The sequence below is a fragment of the Mycolicibacterium aromaticivorans JS19b1 = JCM 16368 genome (assembly GCF_000559085.1).
In the GTDB taxonomy this organism is placed as follows: Bacteria; Actinomycetota; Actinomycetes; order Mycobacteriales; family Mycobacteriaceae; genus Mycobacterium; species Mycobacterium aromaticivorans.
Genome location: NZ_JALN02000001.1, coordinates 3002445 through 3021710, shown reverse-complemented (window position 1 = coordinate 3021710; position 19266 = coordinate 3002445). Strand labels below are relative to the sequence as shown.

Annotated in this window: 7 protein-coding genes; 5 read left to right on the top strand and 2 right to left on the bottom strand. The window is 67.9% G+C overall.

From position 1 onward, the window contains the following. Positions 1-114 precede the first annotated feature (114 nt). From Y900_RS14515 to Y900_RS14505, 3 genes are all read left to right on the top strand, one after another. A complete protein-coding gene (locus tag Y900_RS14515) occupies positions 115-11118 on the top strand; it encodes a type I polyketide synthase (protein WP_036342763.1) in 11004 nt (3667 codons plus the stop codon). Positions 11119-11422: 304 nt separating this feature from the next. Continuing rightward, complete coding sequence (locus Y900_RS14510; protein ID WP_036342761.1) at positions 11423-13258, top strand: acyl-CoA dehydrogenase; 1836 nt, start codon at positions 11423-11425, stop codon at positions 13256-13258. 167 nt (positions 13259-13425) lie between these two features. Next, on the top strand, positions 13426-14658 hold the full coding sequence (locus tag Y900_RS14505; RefSeq protein WP_036342758.1) for an alpha/beta hydrolase family protein: 1233 nt from the start codon (positions 13426-13428) through the stop codon (positions 14656-14658). Between the two features lie 236 nt (positions 14659-14894). On the opposite strand, the gene Y900_RS14500 is transcribed toward Y900_RS14505, so the two are convergent. Further along, a complete protein-coding gene (locus Y900_RS14500; protein ID WP_237752564.1) occupies positions 14895-16247 on the bottom strand; it encodes an acetyl-CoA C-acetyltransferase in 1353 nt (450 codons plus the stop codon). Positions 16248-16319: 72 nt separating this feature from the next. Here Y900_RS14500 and Y900_RS14495 point away from each other — a divergent pair, with 72 nt between their 5' ends. Both Y900_RS14495 and Y900_RS14490 read left to right on the top strand, forming a co-directional pair. Then, entirely contained in the window at positions 16320-17684 is a 1365-nt protein-coding gene (locus Y900_RS14495; protein ID WP_237752563.1) for a 3-oxoacyl-ACP reductase, read from the top strand. A gap of 40 nt (positions 17685-17724) precedes the next feature. Next, complete coding sequence (locus tag Y900_RS14490; RefSeq protein ID WP_036346792.1) at positions 17725-18543, top strand: MaoC/PaaZ C-terminal domain-containing protein; 819 nt, start codon at positions 17725-17727, stop codon at positions 18541-18543. A 65-nt stretch (positions 18544-18608) separates the two neighbouring features. Here Y900_RS14490 and Y900_RS14485 read toward each other — a convergent pair whose 3' ends face one another. After that, positions 18609-19229, bottom strand: a complete 621-nt coding sequence (locus Y900_RS14485; protein ID WP_036342754.1) for a TetR/AcrR family transcriptional regulator — start codon at positions 19227-19229, stop codon at positions 18609-18611. Positions 19230-19266: the final 37 nt, after the last annotated feature.

Sequence of the window (19266 nt, the reverse complement as noted above, 5' to 3'; positions counted from 1 at the left end):
CGCTGTCGGGAGATGACCGAGCCGTGGCCGTTCGGAAGTTGTTCCTGGCCCTGACGTGGTCTCCCACGACAGCACTGCGACACTTCACCGGCCCGATGCGGAGAACACAACCTGATGGCACCCACCGAACGTCCGACGCAGCAGACGCCTCGTTTTGCAATCATCGGTTACGCGGCACGTCTTCCCGGAGCCGCGGATGCCGACCAGTACTGGGACGTCCTGCACAGCGGCCGGGACGCGATCTCGGAAGTCCCCGCCGACCGGTGGGATATCGAGGAGTTCTTCGACTCCGACCCGGACGCGGCCGGCAAGATGGTCACCCGGCGAGCCGGGTTCGTCGACGACGTCACCGGGTTCGACGCCCCGTTCTTCGGGGTGTCGGCGCGCGAAGCCAACCTGATGGATCCGCAGCATCGACTGCTGCTGGAGACCGCGTGGCGGGCGGTTGAGCATTCCGGCACTGCGCCAACGACTTTGGCGAACAGCAGAACCGGCGTGTTCGTCGGCTTGGCCACCCATGACTTCCTGGGCATGGCATCCGATGCGCTGACCTACCCCGAGATCGAGGCCTATCTGGCGGTCGGCACGTCCAGCGCTGCCGCCGCGGGCCGGATCAGCTACCGGTTGGGGCTGCAGGGTCCGGCGGTCACCGTCGACACGGCGTGCAGCTCCTCGCTGGTGGCGATTCACCAGGCCTGCCAGGCATTGCTGCTGGACGAATGCGATCTAGCGCTGGCGGGCGGGGTCAACGTCATGCTCAGCCCGGCCACCATGATCACGTTCTCGCACTCCCGGATGCTGGCCCCCGACGGCAAGTGCAAGACGTTCGACGCCTCGGCCGACGGTTACGTACGCGGCGAGGGTTGCGGTGTCATCGCCATCAAGCGCCTGGAAGACGCGCTCCGCGACGGCGACCACGTCCGCGCCGTGATCCGCGGCAGCGCGGTCAACCAGGACGGCGCCTCGGGCGGGCTGACCGTACCCAACGGTGTCGCTCAGCAGCGGGTGATCGCCGAGGCGCTGGATCGGGCCGGCCTGACCCCCGCCGACATCAATTACCTGGAAGCCCACGGGACCGGGACGTCGCTGGGTGACCCCATCGAGGTCCAGGCCGCGGCGGCCGCGCTCGGCAAAGGCCGCGACGCGGACCAGCCGCTGCTGATCGGATCGGCGAAGACCAACATCGGCCACCTGGAGGCCGCCGCGGGCGTGGCCGGCGTCCTCAAGGTCGTCCTGTCGCTCGAGCACTCCGAGCTGCCCCCGCATCTCAACTTCAAGAACCCGTCCCCGCACATCCCGTGGGATCGGATACCGGTGCAGGTCGTGGACAAGGCGCGGTCGTGGGAGCGATCCGATCGACCGCGTATCGCAGGCGTCAGCTCGTTCGGGTTCTCCGGCACCAACGCCCACGTCATTCTCGAAGAGGCACCGGTCACCAACCCGGTCACTGCCGGCGCAGCGCCGGACGACCGCCGGTTCGCCGTCCTTCCGCTGTCGGCGCGCACCCCGGCCGCGCTGGTGCAGACCGCACAGCACTACCGCAGCTGGCTGGGCGAGCACCCCGACGCCACTCTCGCCGACGTCTGCCTGACCGCCGGAGCGGCCCGGGCTCACTTCGAGCACCGCGCCGCACTCGTGGTCAACTCCGTCGAGTCGGCCCGCGAGCTGCTCGGCGCGCTCGCCGACGACCTGCCGGCTCCCGGACTGGTGCGCGGAGACTGCGTCGATGCGCCGAAGACCGCCTGGTTGTTCCCCGGACAGGGCAGTCAGTACGCCGGCATGGCCCGCGAACTGTTCGAGACCGAACCGGTGTTCGCCGACACCATGAACCGCTGCGCCGACGCCGTCGCCGGTGTGCTCGACAAGCCGTTGCTGGACGTCATCTTCGATCTGGATGGTGCCGAGACCCTGAAGCAGACCCGGCATGCCCAGCCCGCGATCTTCGCCGTCGAGATGGGCCTGGCCAGGCTCTGGCAGTCGTGGGGCTTCGAGCCGGATGTGGTCCTCGGGCACAGCGTCGGCCAGTACTCCGCCGCCTGTGTCGCAGGGGTTTTCAGCCTCGAGGACGGCGCGCGGTTGCTCGCCGAGCGCGGCCGCCTGTTCGGTGACCTGCCCGCAGGCGGGCGGATGTGCGCTGTCTTCGCCGACCCGGACCGGGTGGAGAGCCTGACCGACGAGTTCCCGAGCCTGTCGGTGGCCGCCTACAACGGCGCCAACACGGTGCTGTCGGGCCCGGCCGCCGACTTGGAGCGCGCGATCGCCCAGCTGTCGGACGAGGGGGCCCGCTGCGACTGGCTGGACACCAGCCACGCGTTCCACTCGTCGCTGCTCGACCCGGCGCTGGACGCCTTCGAGTCCTACGCCAACGGATTCGAATTCGCGGCACCTCAGCGGATTCTGGTGTGTAACCGGACCGGGGCCGCACTGGGCCGCAACGCGAAGCTCGACGGGCAGTACTGGCGCCGCCACGCCCGTCAGCCCGTGCAGTTCGCCAAGGGCGTGGCGACGCTGGCCGAACTCGGCTGCGCGCTACTACTCGAGGTCGGCCCGCAGCCGGTGCTCACCGCCGCTGCCCTGCGAGCCTGGCCGGATCCGGCGACCGCACCGAAAGCCGTTGCGTCGCTGCGCCGCAACGGGGCAGACCACCGCCAGCTGACCGAAGCTCTGGCGGGTGCCTACGTCACCGGACATGTTCCCGACTTCGCCGCACTGCTGCACGAGCCGGCCCGCAAGCTCGATCTGCCGACATACCCGTTCCAGCATCGCCAGTACTGGTATCAGAGCAAGCAGTCCCAGGCGACCGCCAATGATGCCGCCCGCACCGAGGCTGTTCAGCTGCTCGAGGACGGCCGGATCGAGGAACTGGCCGCACTGCTCGGCGGGGACGGATCCACCACGGCCGCCGAGGTGCTGAGCAAGCTTGCCGCCCAACATAATCGGCAGCGGAGCGCGCAGTCTATCGCCGACATCCGCTATGAGGTCCGCTGGCAGAAAGCCGTCAGCCCGTCGACCGAGGTCGGCGAGGGCGCAGCGTGGCTGCTCATCGGCGACGACGACGCCGTCATGCGCCCACTGGTCGATGCGCTGACCGCACACGGCCACCGGCATCGCGTCCTCGGTCTGCCGGTGTCCGACGCCGACGAGGAGCGCCTGGTCGCCGAACTGACCGCGGCGGTACAGGACGAGCCTGCGCTGCGCATCCTGCACCTCGCGGCGCTGGACTCCGACGGCTCGTCGTCGATGCGATCCCTGCTGCGGATGCAACACCGCGTGCTCGGGGGCACCCAGCGCCTGGTCCGCGCCGCGGCCGCCGCCGAACTGCGCAGCCCGATCTGGGTACTGACCCACAACGCCCAACGCGTGAGCGATGCCGACACGGTGGCGCCGGAGCAGAGCGGACTGTGGGGTTTCTGCCGCGTCGCCGCGCTGGAGTACCCGCAACTGTGGGGCGGTCTGGCAGACGTGTCCGGGACCGGCGCCGACGAGTGGACGCGGCTGATCAAGCAGGTCGTCACCGCGTCGCCCGGTGAGGATCAGATCGCGTTGCGGGACAGCGGTGTTCATGTCCCGAGGCTGGTCCGGCGGACCGGTCAGCCCAACTCGACTCCACTGGAATTACGCTCCGACGCAACCTATCTGGTGACCGGTGGGCTCGGCTCGATCGGCCTGGAAATCGCCGGCTACCTGGCCGCGCACGGCGCTCGCCAGCTGGTGCTGACGAGCCGCCGCGCCTCAGACGAGGCCGCACAGCGGCGCATCGATGCCCTCAGCGAACAACACGGCTGCGCGGTCCGGGTGGTCGCCGCCGACGTCGCCGACCCGCACGACGTCGCGCGACTGCTCGCCACCGTGGCCGCCGAGCTGCCGCCGCTGGCCGGCATCGTGCACGCCGCCGGAGAGAACAGCACCACCCCGCTGAGCTCCCTCGACAGCACCGAGATCGACCGGGTGTTCTCCGGAAAGGTCTGGGGCGCTTGGTACCTCAGTGAGGCCGCCGCCGATCTGAATCTGGATTTCTTCCTGTCCACCTCGTCGATCTCGTCGGTGTGGGGCAGCTACGGCCAGAGCGCCTACAGCGCGGCCAACGCCTTCCTCGACGGGTTGACGTGGCGACTGCGCGAGCGCGGCGTCCACGGCATCAGCGTGAACTTCGGTCCGTGGTCGGCCGGCATGGCAGACCAGGACGCCCGGACCCAGCTGGACCGGCGTGGCATCCGCACGCTGTCGCCCACCGATGCATTGGCCGGCCTGGCCGACATCATGGCCGCCGCCGGATCGCAAGGTCCTGCCGAAGCCGTTGTGGCGCGCATGGACTGGGCTCGCTTCCTACCGATCTACCTGCAGGCCGGCCGCCGGTCGCTGATGGCCGAGGTGGCCCGCGAAGTTCCGGAGTCGGTGCCCGCGGCCTCCGGCGCGTCAGGCACCACCCGGCTGGTCGAACAGCTCACCGCCGCACCGGTGCAGCAGCGCAAGAAGCTCGTTCTGGAGTACCTGCGCAACACCGTCGCGGAGGTGACCCGGGTCGACGCGTCCGAGGTGCGCGAAGAGGCTGGATTCTTCGACCTCGGCATGGACTCTCTGATGGCGGTCGAACTTCGTCGCCGACTGGAACAGGCTGTCGGAAAGGAACTTCCGGCGACACTCGCCATGGACTTCCCGCGGCTGACCGACGTGGCCGACTACCTGCTCGGCGAGGTGCTCAACCTCAACGAGAAGGCCGGCGCACAGCTTGCCGCCGCGCCGGCGTCGCTGGCGGGTTCGGCGACCGACGAGCCGATCGCCATCATCGCGGTGGCCTGCCGGTTCCCGGGTGCGGCTGATGCCGATGCGTACTGGGATGTGCTGTCCGGCGCCGTGGACGCGATCCGGGAGATCCCCGAGGACCGCTTCGACGTCGACCAGTACTACGACCCCGATCAGCAGACGCCCGGCAAGATCTACACCCGCAGCGGCGGCTACCTGGAGAGCGTCGACAGCTTCGACCCGGAGTTCTTCGGCATCTCCCCGCGCGAAGCGGTCTGGATCGACCCGCAGCAGCGCCTCATGCTCGAAATCGCTTGGGAGGGCTTGGAGCGCGCGGGCTACTCCCCCGCCTCGCTGCGCGGCAGCCGCACCGGCGTCTTCGTCGGCGTGGGCGCCAATGAGTACTCGCACCTGCTGTCCGGCGAATCGGTCGAGAACCTGGAAGCCCACTTCATCACCGGCAACGCGCTCAACGCGATCGCAGGCCGGGTGGCGTTCACCCTCGGCCTGGAAGGACCTGCGATGGCGGTGGACACCGCCTGCAGCTCGTCGCTGGTGGCGGTGCACCAGGCCAGCCAGGCGTTGCACTCCGGTGACTGCGACATGGCCCTGGCCGGTGGCGTCAACGTCCTGCTGAGCCCGGCGTCGATCGTCGCGGCGTCGCGGGCCCGGATGCTGGCCCCCGACGGCCGATGCAAGACCTTCGACGCGGCGGCCGACGGCTACGTCCGCGGTGAGGGTTGCGGCATCCTGGTGCTCAAGCGGCTGTCCGACGCGCAACGCGACGGCGACCGGATCGCCGCGGTCATCCGCAGCAGCGCGGTCAACCAGGACGGTGCGTCCAGTGGCCTGACCGTGCCCAATGGCGGTGCGCAACAACGCCTCATCACCGCGGCACTCACCCGCGCGGGTCTCGTCGGCGCGGATGTCGACTACCTCGAAGCTCACGGCACCGGCACCCCGTTGGGTGATCCGATCGAGGTGCAGGCCGCCGCGGCCGTCTACGGCGCGGGTCGTGACTCGGCCCGGCCGCTGCTGATGGGCACGGCCAAGACCAACATCGGGCACCTGGAGTCCGCCGCCGGGGTGGCCGGTCTGATCAAGGTCGTGCTGTCGCTGCAGAACGAATTGCTGCCGCAGAACCTGCACTTCCAGAACCCGTCACCGCACATCCCCTGGGACTCGTTGCCGGTGCGGGTGGTCGACGAGGCCACCCCGTGGGTCGCCAACGGCAGGCCGCGCCGTGCCGGGGTCAGCTCGTTCGGCTTCACCGGCACCAACGCCCACGTGTTGATCGAAGAGGCACCGCAGCCCGCGCTGGCTGACGATCCCGCCGACGAACCGGTCGAGGTCATCGCGCCGGAGCCGGTGCGTGAGCCGCTGAGCGTCCTGCCGCTGTCGGCACGGTCCGGCCCGGGCCTGCTGGCGTTGGCGCAGCGCTACTCCGATTGGCTGGCAGCCCATCCCGACGCCTCGCTCGCCGACGTTAGCTACACCGCCGGAGCGGGACGATCGCACTTCGAGCACCGGGCGGCGGTGGTCGCGAACTCGGTGTCCGAGGCCAAGATGCTGCTCGACGATCTGGTGGCCAACCGGCTGCGGCCGGGCGTGCTCCGCGGCGAATGCACCGACCCGCCGACCACCGCGTGGTTCTTCCCGGGACAGGGCAGCCAGTACCCGGGAATGGCGAAGGAATTGTTCGAAACGGAGCCGGTATTCGCCGACACCTTGCGCCGCTGTGCGCAGGCCGTCGATCCGATGTTGCCGCGCCCGCTGCTCGACGTGCTGTTCTCCGGTGACCGCGAGAACACGGAAACTTTGCGCCACACGTCATTCGCCCAGCCGGCGATCTTCGCCGTCGAGATGGGTCTGGCCCGGTTGTGGCAGTCGTGGGGCATCGAACCGGACGTGGTGCTGGGCCACAGCGTCGGCCAGTACGCGGCCGCGTGCGTGGCAGGCGTATTCAGCCTCGAGGACGGTATCCGCTTGATCGCCGAGCGGGGCCGATTGTTCGGCAGCCTGCCCGAGGGCGGCCGGATGGTCGCGGTGTTCGCCGATCCCGATTACGTGGAGCGTGCGGCGACGAGCTTCCCGCGCGTCTCGGTCGGTGCCTACAACGGCCGCAACACGGTGCTCTCGGGCCCGGGCGAGGATCTGGAGCAGATCGTCGCCGCGTGCAGCGAGGACGGCGCCCGGTGCACCTGGCTGGAGACCAGCCACGCCTTCCACTCGGAGCTTCTGGATCCGGTGCTCGACGAATTCGAGAAGTTCGCAACACAATTCGAGTATGCGGTGCCGACCCGGCCGCTGGTCTGCAACCGGACCGGCGCGGTGCTCACCGCCGAGACGCCGATCAACGCGCAGTACTGGCGCAGGCATTCCCGGCAGCCGGTGCAGTTCACCGAAAGTGTGCGCACCGTGGCGACCCTGGGATGCTCGGTGCTGATGGAGATCGGCCCGCAACCGATCCTTACCGCAGCGGCACTGCAGATCTGGCCGGAGTCATCGGCAACGCCGCGCGCGATCGTGTCGTTGCGCAAGGGCGCCAACGCCCAGCGGCAGATGACCGAAGCGCTCGCCACGACGTACATCTGCGGACACCAGCCGGATTTCGCTGCCCGGTTCCACACGGCGGGCCTGCGACTCGAACTGCCGACGTATCCGTTCCAGCGCCGCCGGTACTGGCCGAAGACCTCCGGTATCCGGCAGGACGGCACCGCGGCATCCGGGATCCTCGGCAGCGCCAAGGACCTGGCGTCCGGCGACACCGTCTACACCAATGTGTTGTCGGTCAAGACCCAGCCGTGGCTGGCCCATCACGTCATCTACGGCACCGTGGTGGTTCCGGGCGCGACGTACGCGGCGATGGCGGTGGCTGCGGCAGGAGCACCGGCACGGGTGAAGGAGGTCTTCTTCTACGAACCGATCATCCTGCCCGACAAGGCCTCTCGCGAAGTCCAGCTCAGCCTGCATCCCGTCGACGACGGCTGGAAGTTCCAGGTGCACAGCCGGCCCTACGGGGTTCGGGAGGCCGAGTGGTCGCTGAACTCCGACGGCACCCTGCTCTCCGGCGTCGACCCGGATGCGGAACCGGCGGAAACGGTGGCCCCGGACGAGGCGATCGAGCAGATGAATCGCACCCGCCCGCAGGAACTGTTCGACATCTTCGGTGACATGGAATTGGCCTGGGGTCCGACGTGGTCCACCTCGCTGAAGTCGTTGTGGGTCGGCACCGGTGAGGCGATCGGGGACATCGCGGTCGGCGAAGAACTCGGCGAGCATCTCGGCACCGAGCCGATCCACCCGGTCTTGCTGGACCTGTGCACCGGTGTGGCATTTCCCGCCTTCCCCGCCACGCTGGCCGCCGAGCAGGGGATGACGGATCTGTTCCTGCCGTTGCGGTACGGGCAGGTGACGATCACCGAGAAGATGCCGCGGCGGTTCTACTGCCGGGCCCGCTGGCACGAGAACACCATCACCAACGAAACCCAGGTCTTCGATATCGATTTCCTCGATCGGGACGGCCGAGTGCTCGGTGGTATCGCCGAGTTCACCGTGAAGCGTGCACCACGCGAAGCGTTGATGCGCGGGCTGGGTGGCGATTCCACCCGGTTGCTGTACAGCCTGGGCTGGCAGGAGATCGCGGCGGCTCCCGCGGTTGAGGAGGCCGAAGACGGTGCCGCCAAGAGCGCGAACGGCACCTGGTTGATCGCCGGCTTCGATTCGCTGGCGACCGAGGTACCGGGGGCGGTGACGGTCGACGAGGCAACGGATCCGCAGTCGTGGCAGCGGGTATTCGCCGACGCAGCCGAGCGCGGTGCGCCGGTCACCGGAATCGTCTGGCGCAGTTCGGGACACGCTGCCGAGGACGGGTCTACCGCGGAACTCGCCACCGGACTGGAGGCGCAGGTGGCCACGCTGCTCGGTGCCGCGCAGACCGCACTGGCCGAGCAGAAGGGCACGCTGGCCGACGGACTGTGGATCGTCACCGAACGCGCGGTGGCCACCGAGCCGGGCGAGCCGGTCGATCCGGTCCAGGCCGCCCTGTGGGGATTCGGCCGCACCCTGATCGCCGAGCAGCCGAGCCTGCGTGTTCGCCTGGTCGACTCCGACGGCGGCGACGAGTCGCTGAGCTGGCTGGCCGGTGCGCTGGGCGCCCCGGTCGTCGAGCCGGAAATGGCAGTGCGGCAAGGACGTTTCCTGGTATCCCGGCTGCTGCACTGGGCGCGAAACGGTCAGCTGCCGATGCCGCGCAGCGACGACTACGCCCTGGCGCCGACCGAACGCGGTGCGATCGACAATCTCCGCCTGACCGAGGTCGAGGTGACTCCGCCGGAGGACAACGAGGTGCAGGTCCGGATCGAGGCGGCCGGCCTGAACTTCCGTGACGTGCTCAACGTGCTGGGCCTCTACCCCGGCGATCCGGGCCCGATCGGTGGCGACCTGTGTGGTGTGGTCACCGAAGTGGGATCCGCGGTAACCGGATTCGAGATCGGCCAGCGGGTCTTCGGATCGATGCAGGGCGCCTTCGCCACCCGGTTGAATGTTCCCGCGCCACTGCTGACCACGGTGCCGGACGGCATCAGCGCGGTCGATGCCGCGACGATTCCGGCTGCGGCATTGACGGTCCGGCTCGCGTTCGACTGGGCGAAGCTCAAGCCCGGCGACAAGGTGCTCATCCACGCCGCCAGTGGCGGTGTGGGGCTGGCCGCCGTACAGATGGCCCGTGCGCACGGCGCGACCGTGTTCGCCACCGCGAGCAAGTACAAGCGCGCCACCCTGCGGGACATGGGCGTGGAATACGTCTACGACTCGCGCACAACGGAATTCGCGGACCAGATTCTGGCGGACACGGGCGGCCAAGGTGTTGATGTGGTGCTCAACTCGCTGACCAGCGAGGGATTCGTCGAGGCGACGGTGCGGGCCACCGCCAAGGGCGGCCGGTTCGCCGAGATCGCCAAACGCGATATCTGGACGCACGAGCAGATGGCCGAACTGCGTCCCGATATCGACTACGAGATCGTCGCGCTGGACGTCACGATGATGACCGATCCCGACCACATCCAGCGCTTGATGGTCGAGGTCGCCGACGGCTTGGCCAACGGCGAGTGGACGCCGGTGCCTGCCGAGGTCTACCCGCTGACCGAGGCGAGGACCGCGTTCCGGCGGATGCAGCAGGCACGCCACATCGGCAAGATCGTGGTGCAGATGCCCAAACCGCTCCAGCCACGCGGGGATCGGAGCTATCTGGTCACCGGCGGTCTGGGTGCGCTCGGCCTGCACACGGCGTCATACCTGGCGCAACTCGGCGCCGGCGACATCGTGCTGACCAGCCGCCGCGCCCCGGATGCGGAAGCCCAGGCGGCCATCGACGCCATCGCCGAGCGGTTCCACTGCCGGATCCACGTCTTCTCGGCCGATGTCGCCGAGGAGTCCGAGGTGGCCCAGCTGCTGGACAGGATCCGGGCCGAGCTGCCGCCGCTGGCGGGCGTGGCACACCTGGCCGGTGTGCTCGATGATGCCCTGCTACCGCAGCAGGACCTCGAACGGTTCCGGAAGGCATTGGGGCCCAAGGCGTATGGCGCGCACCATCTGCACAGGTTGACGAAGGATCACGATCTCGACTTCTTCATCCTGTACTCGTCGGCGTCGGCGGTGCTGGGCTCGCCCGCACAGGGCAACTACGCCACAGCGAATGCGCTGCTCGACGGGCTCGTCGCGCAACGACGTGCGCAGGGACTGCCCGCAACCGCAGTCAACTTCGGCCCGTGGGCCCAGGGCGGCATGGCCAGCTCGGCGGCCGCCGTGGCCAACCTCAGCGCCCAGGGCATGATGCCGCTCGAACCGTCGGCAGCACTGGCCGCCCTCGGCGAGGCCATCCGGCAGGGCGCCGCCCAGGCCACCGTGCTCAAGGCGAACTGGCAGCGGACGGCGAAGATGCTCGCCGGCATCCGTCCACCGCTGCTGGACCAGGTGCTGCCCAGCGGCGAGGGCACCGTGGTCGGTGACAGCGAGTTGTTGCGGCAGCTGCAGGAGCTTCCGGTGGCGGCGCGAGCCGGCTTCATCACCGAGTTCCTGCAGAAAGAGGTGCAGGGCTTCTTGCGTCTCGCGCAGCCGCCTGCCGCGTCCAGCCGCTTCCTGGATCTGGGCACGGACTCACTGATGGCGGTCGAATTGCGCAACCGGCTGTTCGGTCAGTTCGGCGGCAAGTTCGACATCAGCCCGACGGCGGTGTTCGACCATCCGACGATCGGCGAACTCGCCGAGCATCTGGTGTCGCAGCTGCCGAATTCCGACGAGCCCGCGGCCGCGCCGGAGCCGGCGACCTCCGCAGAGCCTGCGGAGTCCGCGCCCGCACCCGCGTCAGACGACTGAAACGCGGCAACGCCGTAGCGAGTGTGACGAACATCGCACCACTACGGCGTTGCGGCCGCACTTCACGCGGCCGGGTATCCGCCCTGTTCAGAGCGTTGTGGACAGCACGTAGTTTCGAATTGACGAACGGGGCAATCCCCCAAACCGACCGGTGGGTTGGTTAGATGACTCAACTTGCTCACACCCGGTTGATTTCCCATTACCCGTGGGTATAGTAAGCCGTGTTACTGGTGGGTAACTTAGACAAAAGTACTCAACCACAAAGCCCACATTCAGATGACATTCTCGCTGAGGAGGAGCCGTCATGAGCCATTACAAGTCAAACGTGCGCGACCAGGTATTCAACCTGTTCGAGGTCTTTGGTCTCGAGAAGGCACTCGGCCAGGGCAGCTACAGTGATGTAGACGCCGACACCGCGCGCGAGATGCTGCAGGAGATGAGCAGGCTGGCCGAAGGTCCGGTCGCCGCATCGTTCGTCGAGGGTGACCGCAACCCGCCGGTCTTCGATCCCGAGACCCACTCCGTGAAGTTGCCGGAGGCGTTCAAGAAGTCCGTGCACGCGGTGACCGAGGCGGGCTGGGACAAGGTCGGTATCGAAGAGGAACTCGGCGGCACACCGGTTCCCCGTGCCCTGGTCTGGGCGCTGGCCGAGCACGTGCTCGGTGCCAACCCGGCGGTCTGGATGTACGCCGGCGGCGCAGGCTTCTCCAGCATCTTCTACAAGCTGGCCACTGACGAACAGAAGAAGTGGGCTATCCTCGCCGCCGAGCGCGGCTGGGGCTCGACCATGGTGCTCACCGAGCCGGATGCCGGCTCCGACGTCGGCGCCGGCCGCACCAAGGCCGTCAAGCAGGACGACGGTTCGTGGCACATCGACGGCGTGAAGCGGTTCATCACCTCGGCCGATTCCGACGACATGTTCGAGAACATCTTCCACCTGGTGCTCGCCCGCCCCGAGGGCGCCGGACCCGGCACCAAGGGCCTGTCGCTGTTCTTCGTGCCGAAGTTCCACTTCGACCCCGAGACCGGCGAGCTCGGCGAGCGCAACGGCGCTTTCGTCACCAATGTCGAGCACAAGATGGGCCTGAAGGTCTCCACCACCTGTGAGCTGACCTTCGGTCAGCACGGGGTGCCGGCCAAGGGCTGGCTCGTCGGTGAGGTTCACGACGGCATCGCCCAGATGTTCGATGTGATCGAGATGGCGCGAATGCTGGTGGGCACCAAGGCTATTGCCACGCTGTCGACCGGCTACCTGAACGCCCTGGAGTACGCCAAGGAGCGCGTGCAGGGTGCCGACCTGACCCAGATGACCGACAAGACCGCGCCGCGGGTCACCATCACCCATCACCCGGACGTCCGTCGCAGCCTGATGACCCAGAAGGCCTACGCCGAGGGACTGCGCTCGCTGTACATGTTCACCGCGACCTACCAGGACGCCGAAGTCGCCGCGGCGCTGCACGGCGTCGACGCCGAACTGTCGGTCAAGGTCAACGATCTGCTGCTGCCGATCGTCAAGGGTGTCGGTTCTGAGCAGGCCTACGCCAAGCTGACCGAGAGCCTGCAGACCTTTGGTGGCTCCGGCTTCCTGCAGGACTACCCGGTCGAGCAGTACATCCGCGACGCGAAGATCGACTCGCTCTACGAAGGCACCACCGCCATCCAGGCGCAGGACTTCTTCTTCCGGAAGATCGTGCGCGACAAGGGTGTTGCGCTGGCGCACGTGGCCGGTCAGATCGAGGCGTTCATCTCCAGCGAGTCGGGCAACGGCCGGCTGAAGTCGGAGCGCGAGCTGCTGGCCAAGGCGCTCGAGGACGTCCAGGGTATGGCCGCCTCCATGACCGGCTACCTGATGGCCGCGCAGGACGATGCCGCCAGCATCTACAAGGTGGGGCTGGCCTCGGTTCGCTTCCTGATGAGCGTCGGCGACCTGGTCATCGGCTGGCTGCTGCAGCGTCAGGCCGCGGTGGCCATCGCGGCGCTCGATGCCGGCGCCACCGGTGCTGACGCCTCCTTCTACGAGGGCAAGATCGCGGTCGCGTCGTTCTTCGCCAAGAACATGCTGCCGCTGCTGACCAGCACTCGCCAGGTGATCGAGACGATCGACAACGAGATCATGGAGCTCGACGAAGCAGCATTCTGAGTCATCCACGCACAACGGCTCCGGGACCTTCGGGTCTCGGAGCCGTTCGCGTTTCGGTGCCGACTCGCCGGGGACTTCGGGTCCTTTGTGCCAGCTGACCGCGCAGGCGAACGGATATCGGGACTTTGGGCTCTGGCAGTTAGCCGGCGATCAGCTACATTCGAGGAATGGCAATGCCCGACAGCAACGATGCAGTTCCCACGCATCCCGCTGCTACCGGCAAGAAGTCCAGTGGCGGTGCTCCACTGGCGAATATTGTCGCGCCTTTCACCAAGACCGCTGGGTACTACGCGCGGTCCTGGGGCGCGTACCTCGATGGCGGCAGCGGTGAGTTGCCCGTCGCGCGACCGACGCTTTCGCTGGCCACGCACGCCCTGCGGGACGAAATCGTGCTGGTCGGCCTGCGCATGCGCCGGCCGCTCAGCGATGCCGCCGTCTACGACAAGATCAATGCCGAAGTCGTCAAAGCCGTCGACTTCTACGGCAAGCACGGCTGGCTGGCCAGGCCGGAAGGATTCTTCGCCGCGCCGCCGGCGCCGACCGAGGTATCGATCCGGACGTTCGGCAAGGGCAACCGCAAGCACGAGCGGATGTCGTTCGACAGCGGCTACACGCCGTACGCCCGGGAACCGGGACGCCAGCGTTGGCTGAGCTATCCCGGCAACCGCCGCGAATACGCGCTGATGCTGCGCCACAGCGAGCCCCGGCCGTGGCTGGTGTGCATCCACGGGACCGAGATGGGCCGCGTGAATCTGGACCTCACGTTGTTCCGGGCATGGCATCTACACGAGGCATTCGGCCTCAACGTCATTCTGCCGGTGCTGCCGATGCACGGCCCGCGGGCCAGAGGTCTGCCGAAGGGCGCGGTGTTCCCCGGCGAGGACGTGATGGACGACGTCCACGCGACCGCGCAGGCGGTGTGGGACGTGCGCCGGGTGCTGGCCTGGATCAGGTCACAGCAACCCGGCGCGCGGATCGGGGTGAACGGCATCTCGCTGGGCGGCTACATCGCCGCTCTGGTCGCGAGCCTCGACGAAGACCTCACGTGCGCCATCCTCGGCGTGCCGCCGGCCAACCTGGTGTCCATCCTGGGCCGGCACGCCGGACTGAGCGTCGACGATCCGCGGCACCGGACTCTGGAGTTGGCCGCACCGATCGGCGACATGATCTCGCCGCTGTCGCTGCAACCGAAAGTCGCGCCGGAGGGCCGGTTCATCTACGCCGGCGTCGCCGACCGGATCGTGCACCCGCGCGAGCAGGTGCTGGGATTGTGGGAGCACTGGGGGCGACCGGACATCGGCTGGTACCGCGGCGGGCATACCGGGTTTTTCCAGGCCCGTCCGGTGCAGCAATTCGTGGACGCCGCGCTCGTACAGTCGGGGCTCGCAGACCGGGGCTAGCGGAGAGCTGCTCTCAGCAGATTTGCGGGACGGCCACGTCCTCATAGTGACCGCCGCTGGAATCCCCTCTTGTCCAGCGGCGGTCCTTCGTCCATGCCGCAGAACAGGGCACAAACAAAGAGGATGCCCCGTGTTGCCGTCGGGTCGGGGGGTCAGACGGCAACACGGAGCTATCCCTTACATCTGTATCCCGGACGGGTTCGTTACAAACCCACGGAAACTTTTTTCGGTTTTTTCTAGGCCTCGAGAATCGCGGTCACGCCCTGGCCGCCGGCGGCGCAGATGGAGATGAGGCCGCGCACCGGTTGCCCGGTCGCCTTGTGCTTGTCCGCCAGCTGTTTGGCCAGCTGAGCCACGATCCGGCCGCCGGTCGCGGCGAACGGATGGCCGGCCGCCAGCGAGGAACCGTTGACGTTGAGCTTGGTTCTATCGATGCTGCCCAATGCACTATCCAAGCCAAGCCGCTCCTTGCAGTACTCCTCGGATTCCCACGCCTGCAGGTGGGCCAGCACCACCGACGCGAATGCCTCGTGGATCTCGTAGAAGTCAAAGTCCTGCAAGGTCAGGCCGTTGCGAGCCAGCAGGCGCGGCACCGCGTACGTGGGTGCCATCAGCAGGCCGTCGGCGCCGTTGACGTAATCGACCGCGGCTGTCTCGGAGTCGACGAAGTAGGCCAGCGGAGTCAGCGAGTGTGACGTTGCCCACTCATCGCTGGCGAGCAGGACCACCGAGGCGCCGTCGGTGAGCGGGGTCGAGTTGCCCGCCGTCATCGTCGCGTCGCCGTTGCGCACGCCGAACACCGGCTTGAGTTTGGCCAGTTTCTCGGCGCTGGAGTCGGCGCGCAGATTGTTGTCCCGGTACAGCCCCAGGAAGGGGGTGACGAGGTCGTCGAAGAATCCGGCGTCGTAGGCGGCGGCCATGTTGCGGTGGCTGGCGGCGGCCAGCTCGTCCTGGTCGACGCGCTTGATCCCCATCTGCTTGGCGGTGATCGCGGCATGGTCGCCCATCGACAGCCCGGTTCGGGGCTCGCCGTTGGTCGGCATCTCGATGCCGAGGGAGGCGGGCAGCTTTCCGACCAGCTTGAGCCGGTCCACATTCGACTTGGAGCGGCGCAGATTGAGCAGGGTGCGACGGAGTTCGTCGCCCAGCCCGATCGGGGCGTCGGAGGTGGTGTCCACCCCGCCCGCAGCCGCGGCGTCGTAGCGTCCGGCGGCGATTCCGTCGGCGGCGGCGATGGCCGCCTGCAGACCGGTGCCGCAGGCCTGCTGCAGATCGATTGCCGGGGTGTAGGGCGAGAGCCGGCTGCCGAGCACGCTCTCCCGCATCAGGTTGAAGTCGCGGCTGTGCTTGAGCACCGCGCCGCCGATCACCGCGCCGAGCTGCTCGCCGGCCAGCCCGAATCGGTCCACCAGCCCGCCGAGAGCAGCGGTGAACATGTCCTGGTTGGACGCCTGCGCGTATGCGCCGTCGGAGCGCGCGAACGGAATGCGGTTGCCGCCGATCACGGCGACCCGGCGGCTGTTTCTAGTGGTAGAGGCCACGTCAATCTCCCCTTTGGGTTCGGTGTGAGAGGGGGTATACCCACCCATACTACGCACGGTCCTTACTCTGGAGTAAGTTCGTTCCCGGTCCACCCGCATCGCAACTCGAAAGGCATGTTCGTGGCTTCCGACCTTTTCTCGCAGATCGTCAACTCAGCGCCGGGCTCCCTGCTGGCCAAGCAGCTCGGCATTCCGCAGCCGGAGACGCTGCGCCGCTACAAAGCCGGTGAGCCGCCGCTGGCCGGCTCGCTGCTGATCGGTGGTGCCGGCCGCGTGGTCGAGCCGCTGCGCGCGGCGCTGGCCGAGGACTATGACGTGGTCGCCGATAACCTGGGCGGGCGCTGGGCCGACTCGTTCGGCGGGTTGGTCTTCGATGCCACCGGCATCACCGAGCCGGTCGGGCTGCGCGGTCTGTACGAGTTCTTCACCCCGCTGCTGCGCAACCTCGGCCACTCGGGTCGCATCGTCGTGATCGGGACGACGCCTGACGAGGCGGGCAGCGCCAACGAACGCATCGCCCAGCGCGCCCTCGAAGGATTCACCCGGTCCCTGGGCAAGGAGGTGCGCCACGGGGCCACCGTCTCGCTCGTCTACCTGTCGCCGGAGGCGAAACCCGCTGCAACAGGCCTGGAGTCGACGCTCCGGTTCCTGCTGTCGGGTAAGTCGGCCTACGTCGACGGGCAGGTCTTCTATGTGGGCGCCGCGGATTCCACCCCGCCCGCCGACTGGGACAAGCCGCTGGACGGCAAGGTCGCGATCGTCACGGGCGCCGCCCGCGGCATCGGCGCCACGATCGCCGAGGTGTTCGCCCGCGACGGCGCCAAGGTGGTCGCGATCGACGTCGAGGGTGCGCGCGATGCCTTGAGCGAGACCGCAGTGAAGGTCGGTGGCACCGCCCTGCCGCTGGACGTCACCGCCGAGGATGCGGTGGACAAGATCACCGAGCATCTGCGCGAGCACTACTCCGACCACAACGGGGGCCACGCCGACATCCTGGTCAACAATGCGGGCATCACCCGCGACAAGCTGCTGGCCAACATGGACGATGCCCGCTGGGATGCCGTCGTCGCGGTCAATCTGCTTGCGCCGCAACGCCTTACCGAAGGCTTGATCGAGAACGGCAGCATCGGTGACGGTGGACGCATCATCGGGCTGTCCTCGATGGCCGGGATCGCGGGCAACCGCGGACAGACCAATTACGCGGCAACCAAGGCGGGCATGATCGGTCTCACCGAGGCGCTGGCGCCGTCGCTGGGCGACAAGGGCATCACGATCAACGCCGTCGCACCCGGATTCATCGAGACCGCGATGACCGCGGCGATCCCGCTGGCCACCCGCGAGGTCGGCCGCCGGCTGAACTCCCTTTATCAGGGTGGAAAGCCGGTCGACGTCGCCGAGACCATCGCCTACTTCGCCAGCCCCGCCTCGAATGCCGTGACCGGTAACACGATCCGAGTCTGCGGCCAGGCGATGCTGGGAGCCTGAGGTGACATCCGTGACCGAACAGCCGAGCGGACTGCGCAACATGCTGCGCGCAGCGGCGGGCTCGCTGCCGTTCTTCCCGCGCAGCGACCACCTGCCCAACCGCACCCTGACGGTCGATGACCTGTCCATCGACCCGTCCAACGTCGCCGCCTATGCGGCCGTCACCGGCCTGCGCTTCGGCGACACGGTGCCGCTGACCTATCCATTCGTGTTGACGTTTCCCACCGTGATGGCGTTGATCACCGGTTTCGACTTCCCGTTCGCCGCCATGGGCGCAGTCCACGTCGAGAACGAGATCACCCGGTACCGCCCGATCGCGGTAACCGACACCGTCAAGCTCAAGGTGCACGCCGAGAACCTGCGGGAGCACCGCAAAGGCCTGCTGGTCGACGTCATCGCCGACATCCACGTGGGCAACGAGCACGCCTGGCATCAGGTCACGACGTTCCTGCACCAGCAGCGCACCAGCCTGTCCGGCGGACCCAAGCCCGAGCCGCCCAAGCGGCCCAAGCTGCCGCCGCCCAATGCGATCCTGCGGATCAGCCCCGGCCAGATCCGGCGTTATGCATCGATCGGCGGGGATCACAATCCGATCCACACCACGCCGGTCGGCGCCAAACTGTTCGGCTTCCCCACCGTGATCGCCCACGGGATGTTCAGTGCAGCAGCGGTTTTGGCCAATATCGAGGCGCAGATTCCCGATGCGGTCCGCTACTCGGTGAAGTTCGGAAAGCCGGTTATCCTGCCGGCCACCGCCGGACTCTACGTCGACCGCGTCACGGGCGGTTGGGACATCTCGATGCGCAATCTGAGCAAGGGGTACCCGCACCTCACCGGAACGGTTCGCGGACTGACGTGATGTCGGCGCGCTTTCGTTCGCTCAGCGGCGGTTAGCGCGCCGAAATCGCAAGAACATCGCAAGAACTAGGAGCTGGCCGCTGAGGCTTCCTTGTCCGAGGGGGCGCCCTTGAGGCCGCGCCAGAACAGATTGATCAGCATGTCGGCGGCCTCGTCGACATCGGCGTCACCCGCGCTGACGCGGGCGGCGACCGCCTCACCGGCCCCGACCAGGGCGACAGCCATCATGTGAAAGTCGGTGCCGGGCTCGGGGTGTCGAGTGCCGGCCTCCAGCAGCCGGGCCACCATGTCGATGATCTTCTCGCGGCCCTCACGGACGGTGTGCGCGAAGGCCTGAGAGCTGGTCGCCTGGGTATAGAGCACGATCCAGGAAGCCCGGTTGGCGTCGATGTATCGCAGCACCGACAGAATCACGCTGCGCAACAGGTCATGTGGGCTCTGCTTGAGGTCGATGTCCTCACGCACCGCTTCGATGAAGCGGCTCAGTTCGCGGGCCAGGCACGCCCCGAACAGTTCTTCCTTGGAGCCGTAGTACAGATACAGCATCGGCTTGGAGATCTGCGCCTCACCGGCGATGACGTCCATCGACGTCTCGTGATAGCCGTTGACCGAGAACATCTGTACAGCGGCGTCGAGCATCTGCTGCTCCCGCACGGCACGGGGCAACCGCTTGGTGCCACCCGCCATATCACCGCCTTTCGCCAGACCCCCGCGTCGCTGAGTC

Coding starts and splice junctions, on each gene's coding strand:
- Y900_RS14515 (WP_036342763.1), top strand. CDS start 115: ATGGCACCCACCGAACGTCCGACGCAGCAGACGCCTCGTTTTGCAATC.
- Y900_RS14510 (WP_036342761.1), top strand. CDS start 11,423: ATGAGCCATTACAAGTCAAACGTGCGCGACCAGGTATTCAACCTGTTC.
- Y900_RS14505 (WP_036342758.1), top strand. CDS start 13,426: ATGGCAATGCCCGACAGCAACGATGCAGTTCCCACGCATCCCGCTGCT.
- Y900_RS14500 (WP_237752564.1), bottom strand. CDS start 16,247: ATGGGTGGGTATACCCCCTCTCACACCGAACCCAAAGGGGAGATTGAC.
- Y900_RS14490 (WP_036346792.1), top strand. CDS start 17,725: ATGCTGCGCGCAGCGGCGGGCTCGCTGCCGTTCTTCCCGCGCAGCGAC.
- Y900_RS14485 (WP_036342754.1), bottom strand. CDS start 19,229: ATGGCGGGTGGCACCAAGCGGTTGCCCCGTGCCGTGCGGGAGCAGCAG.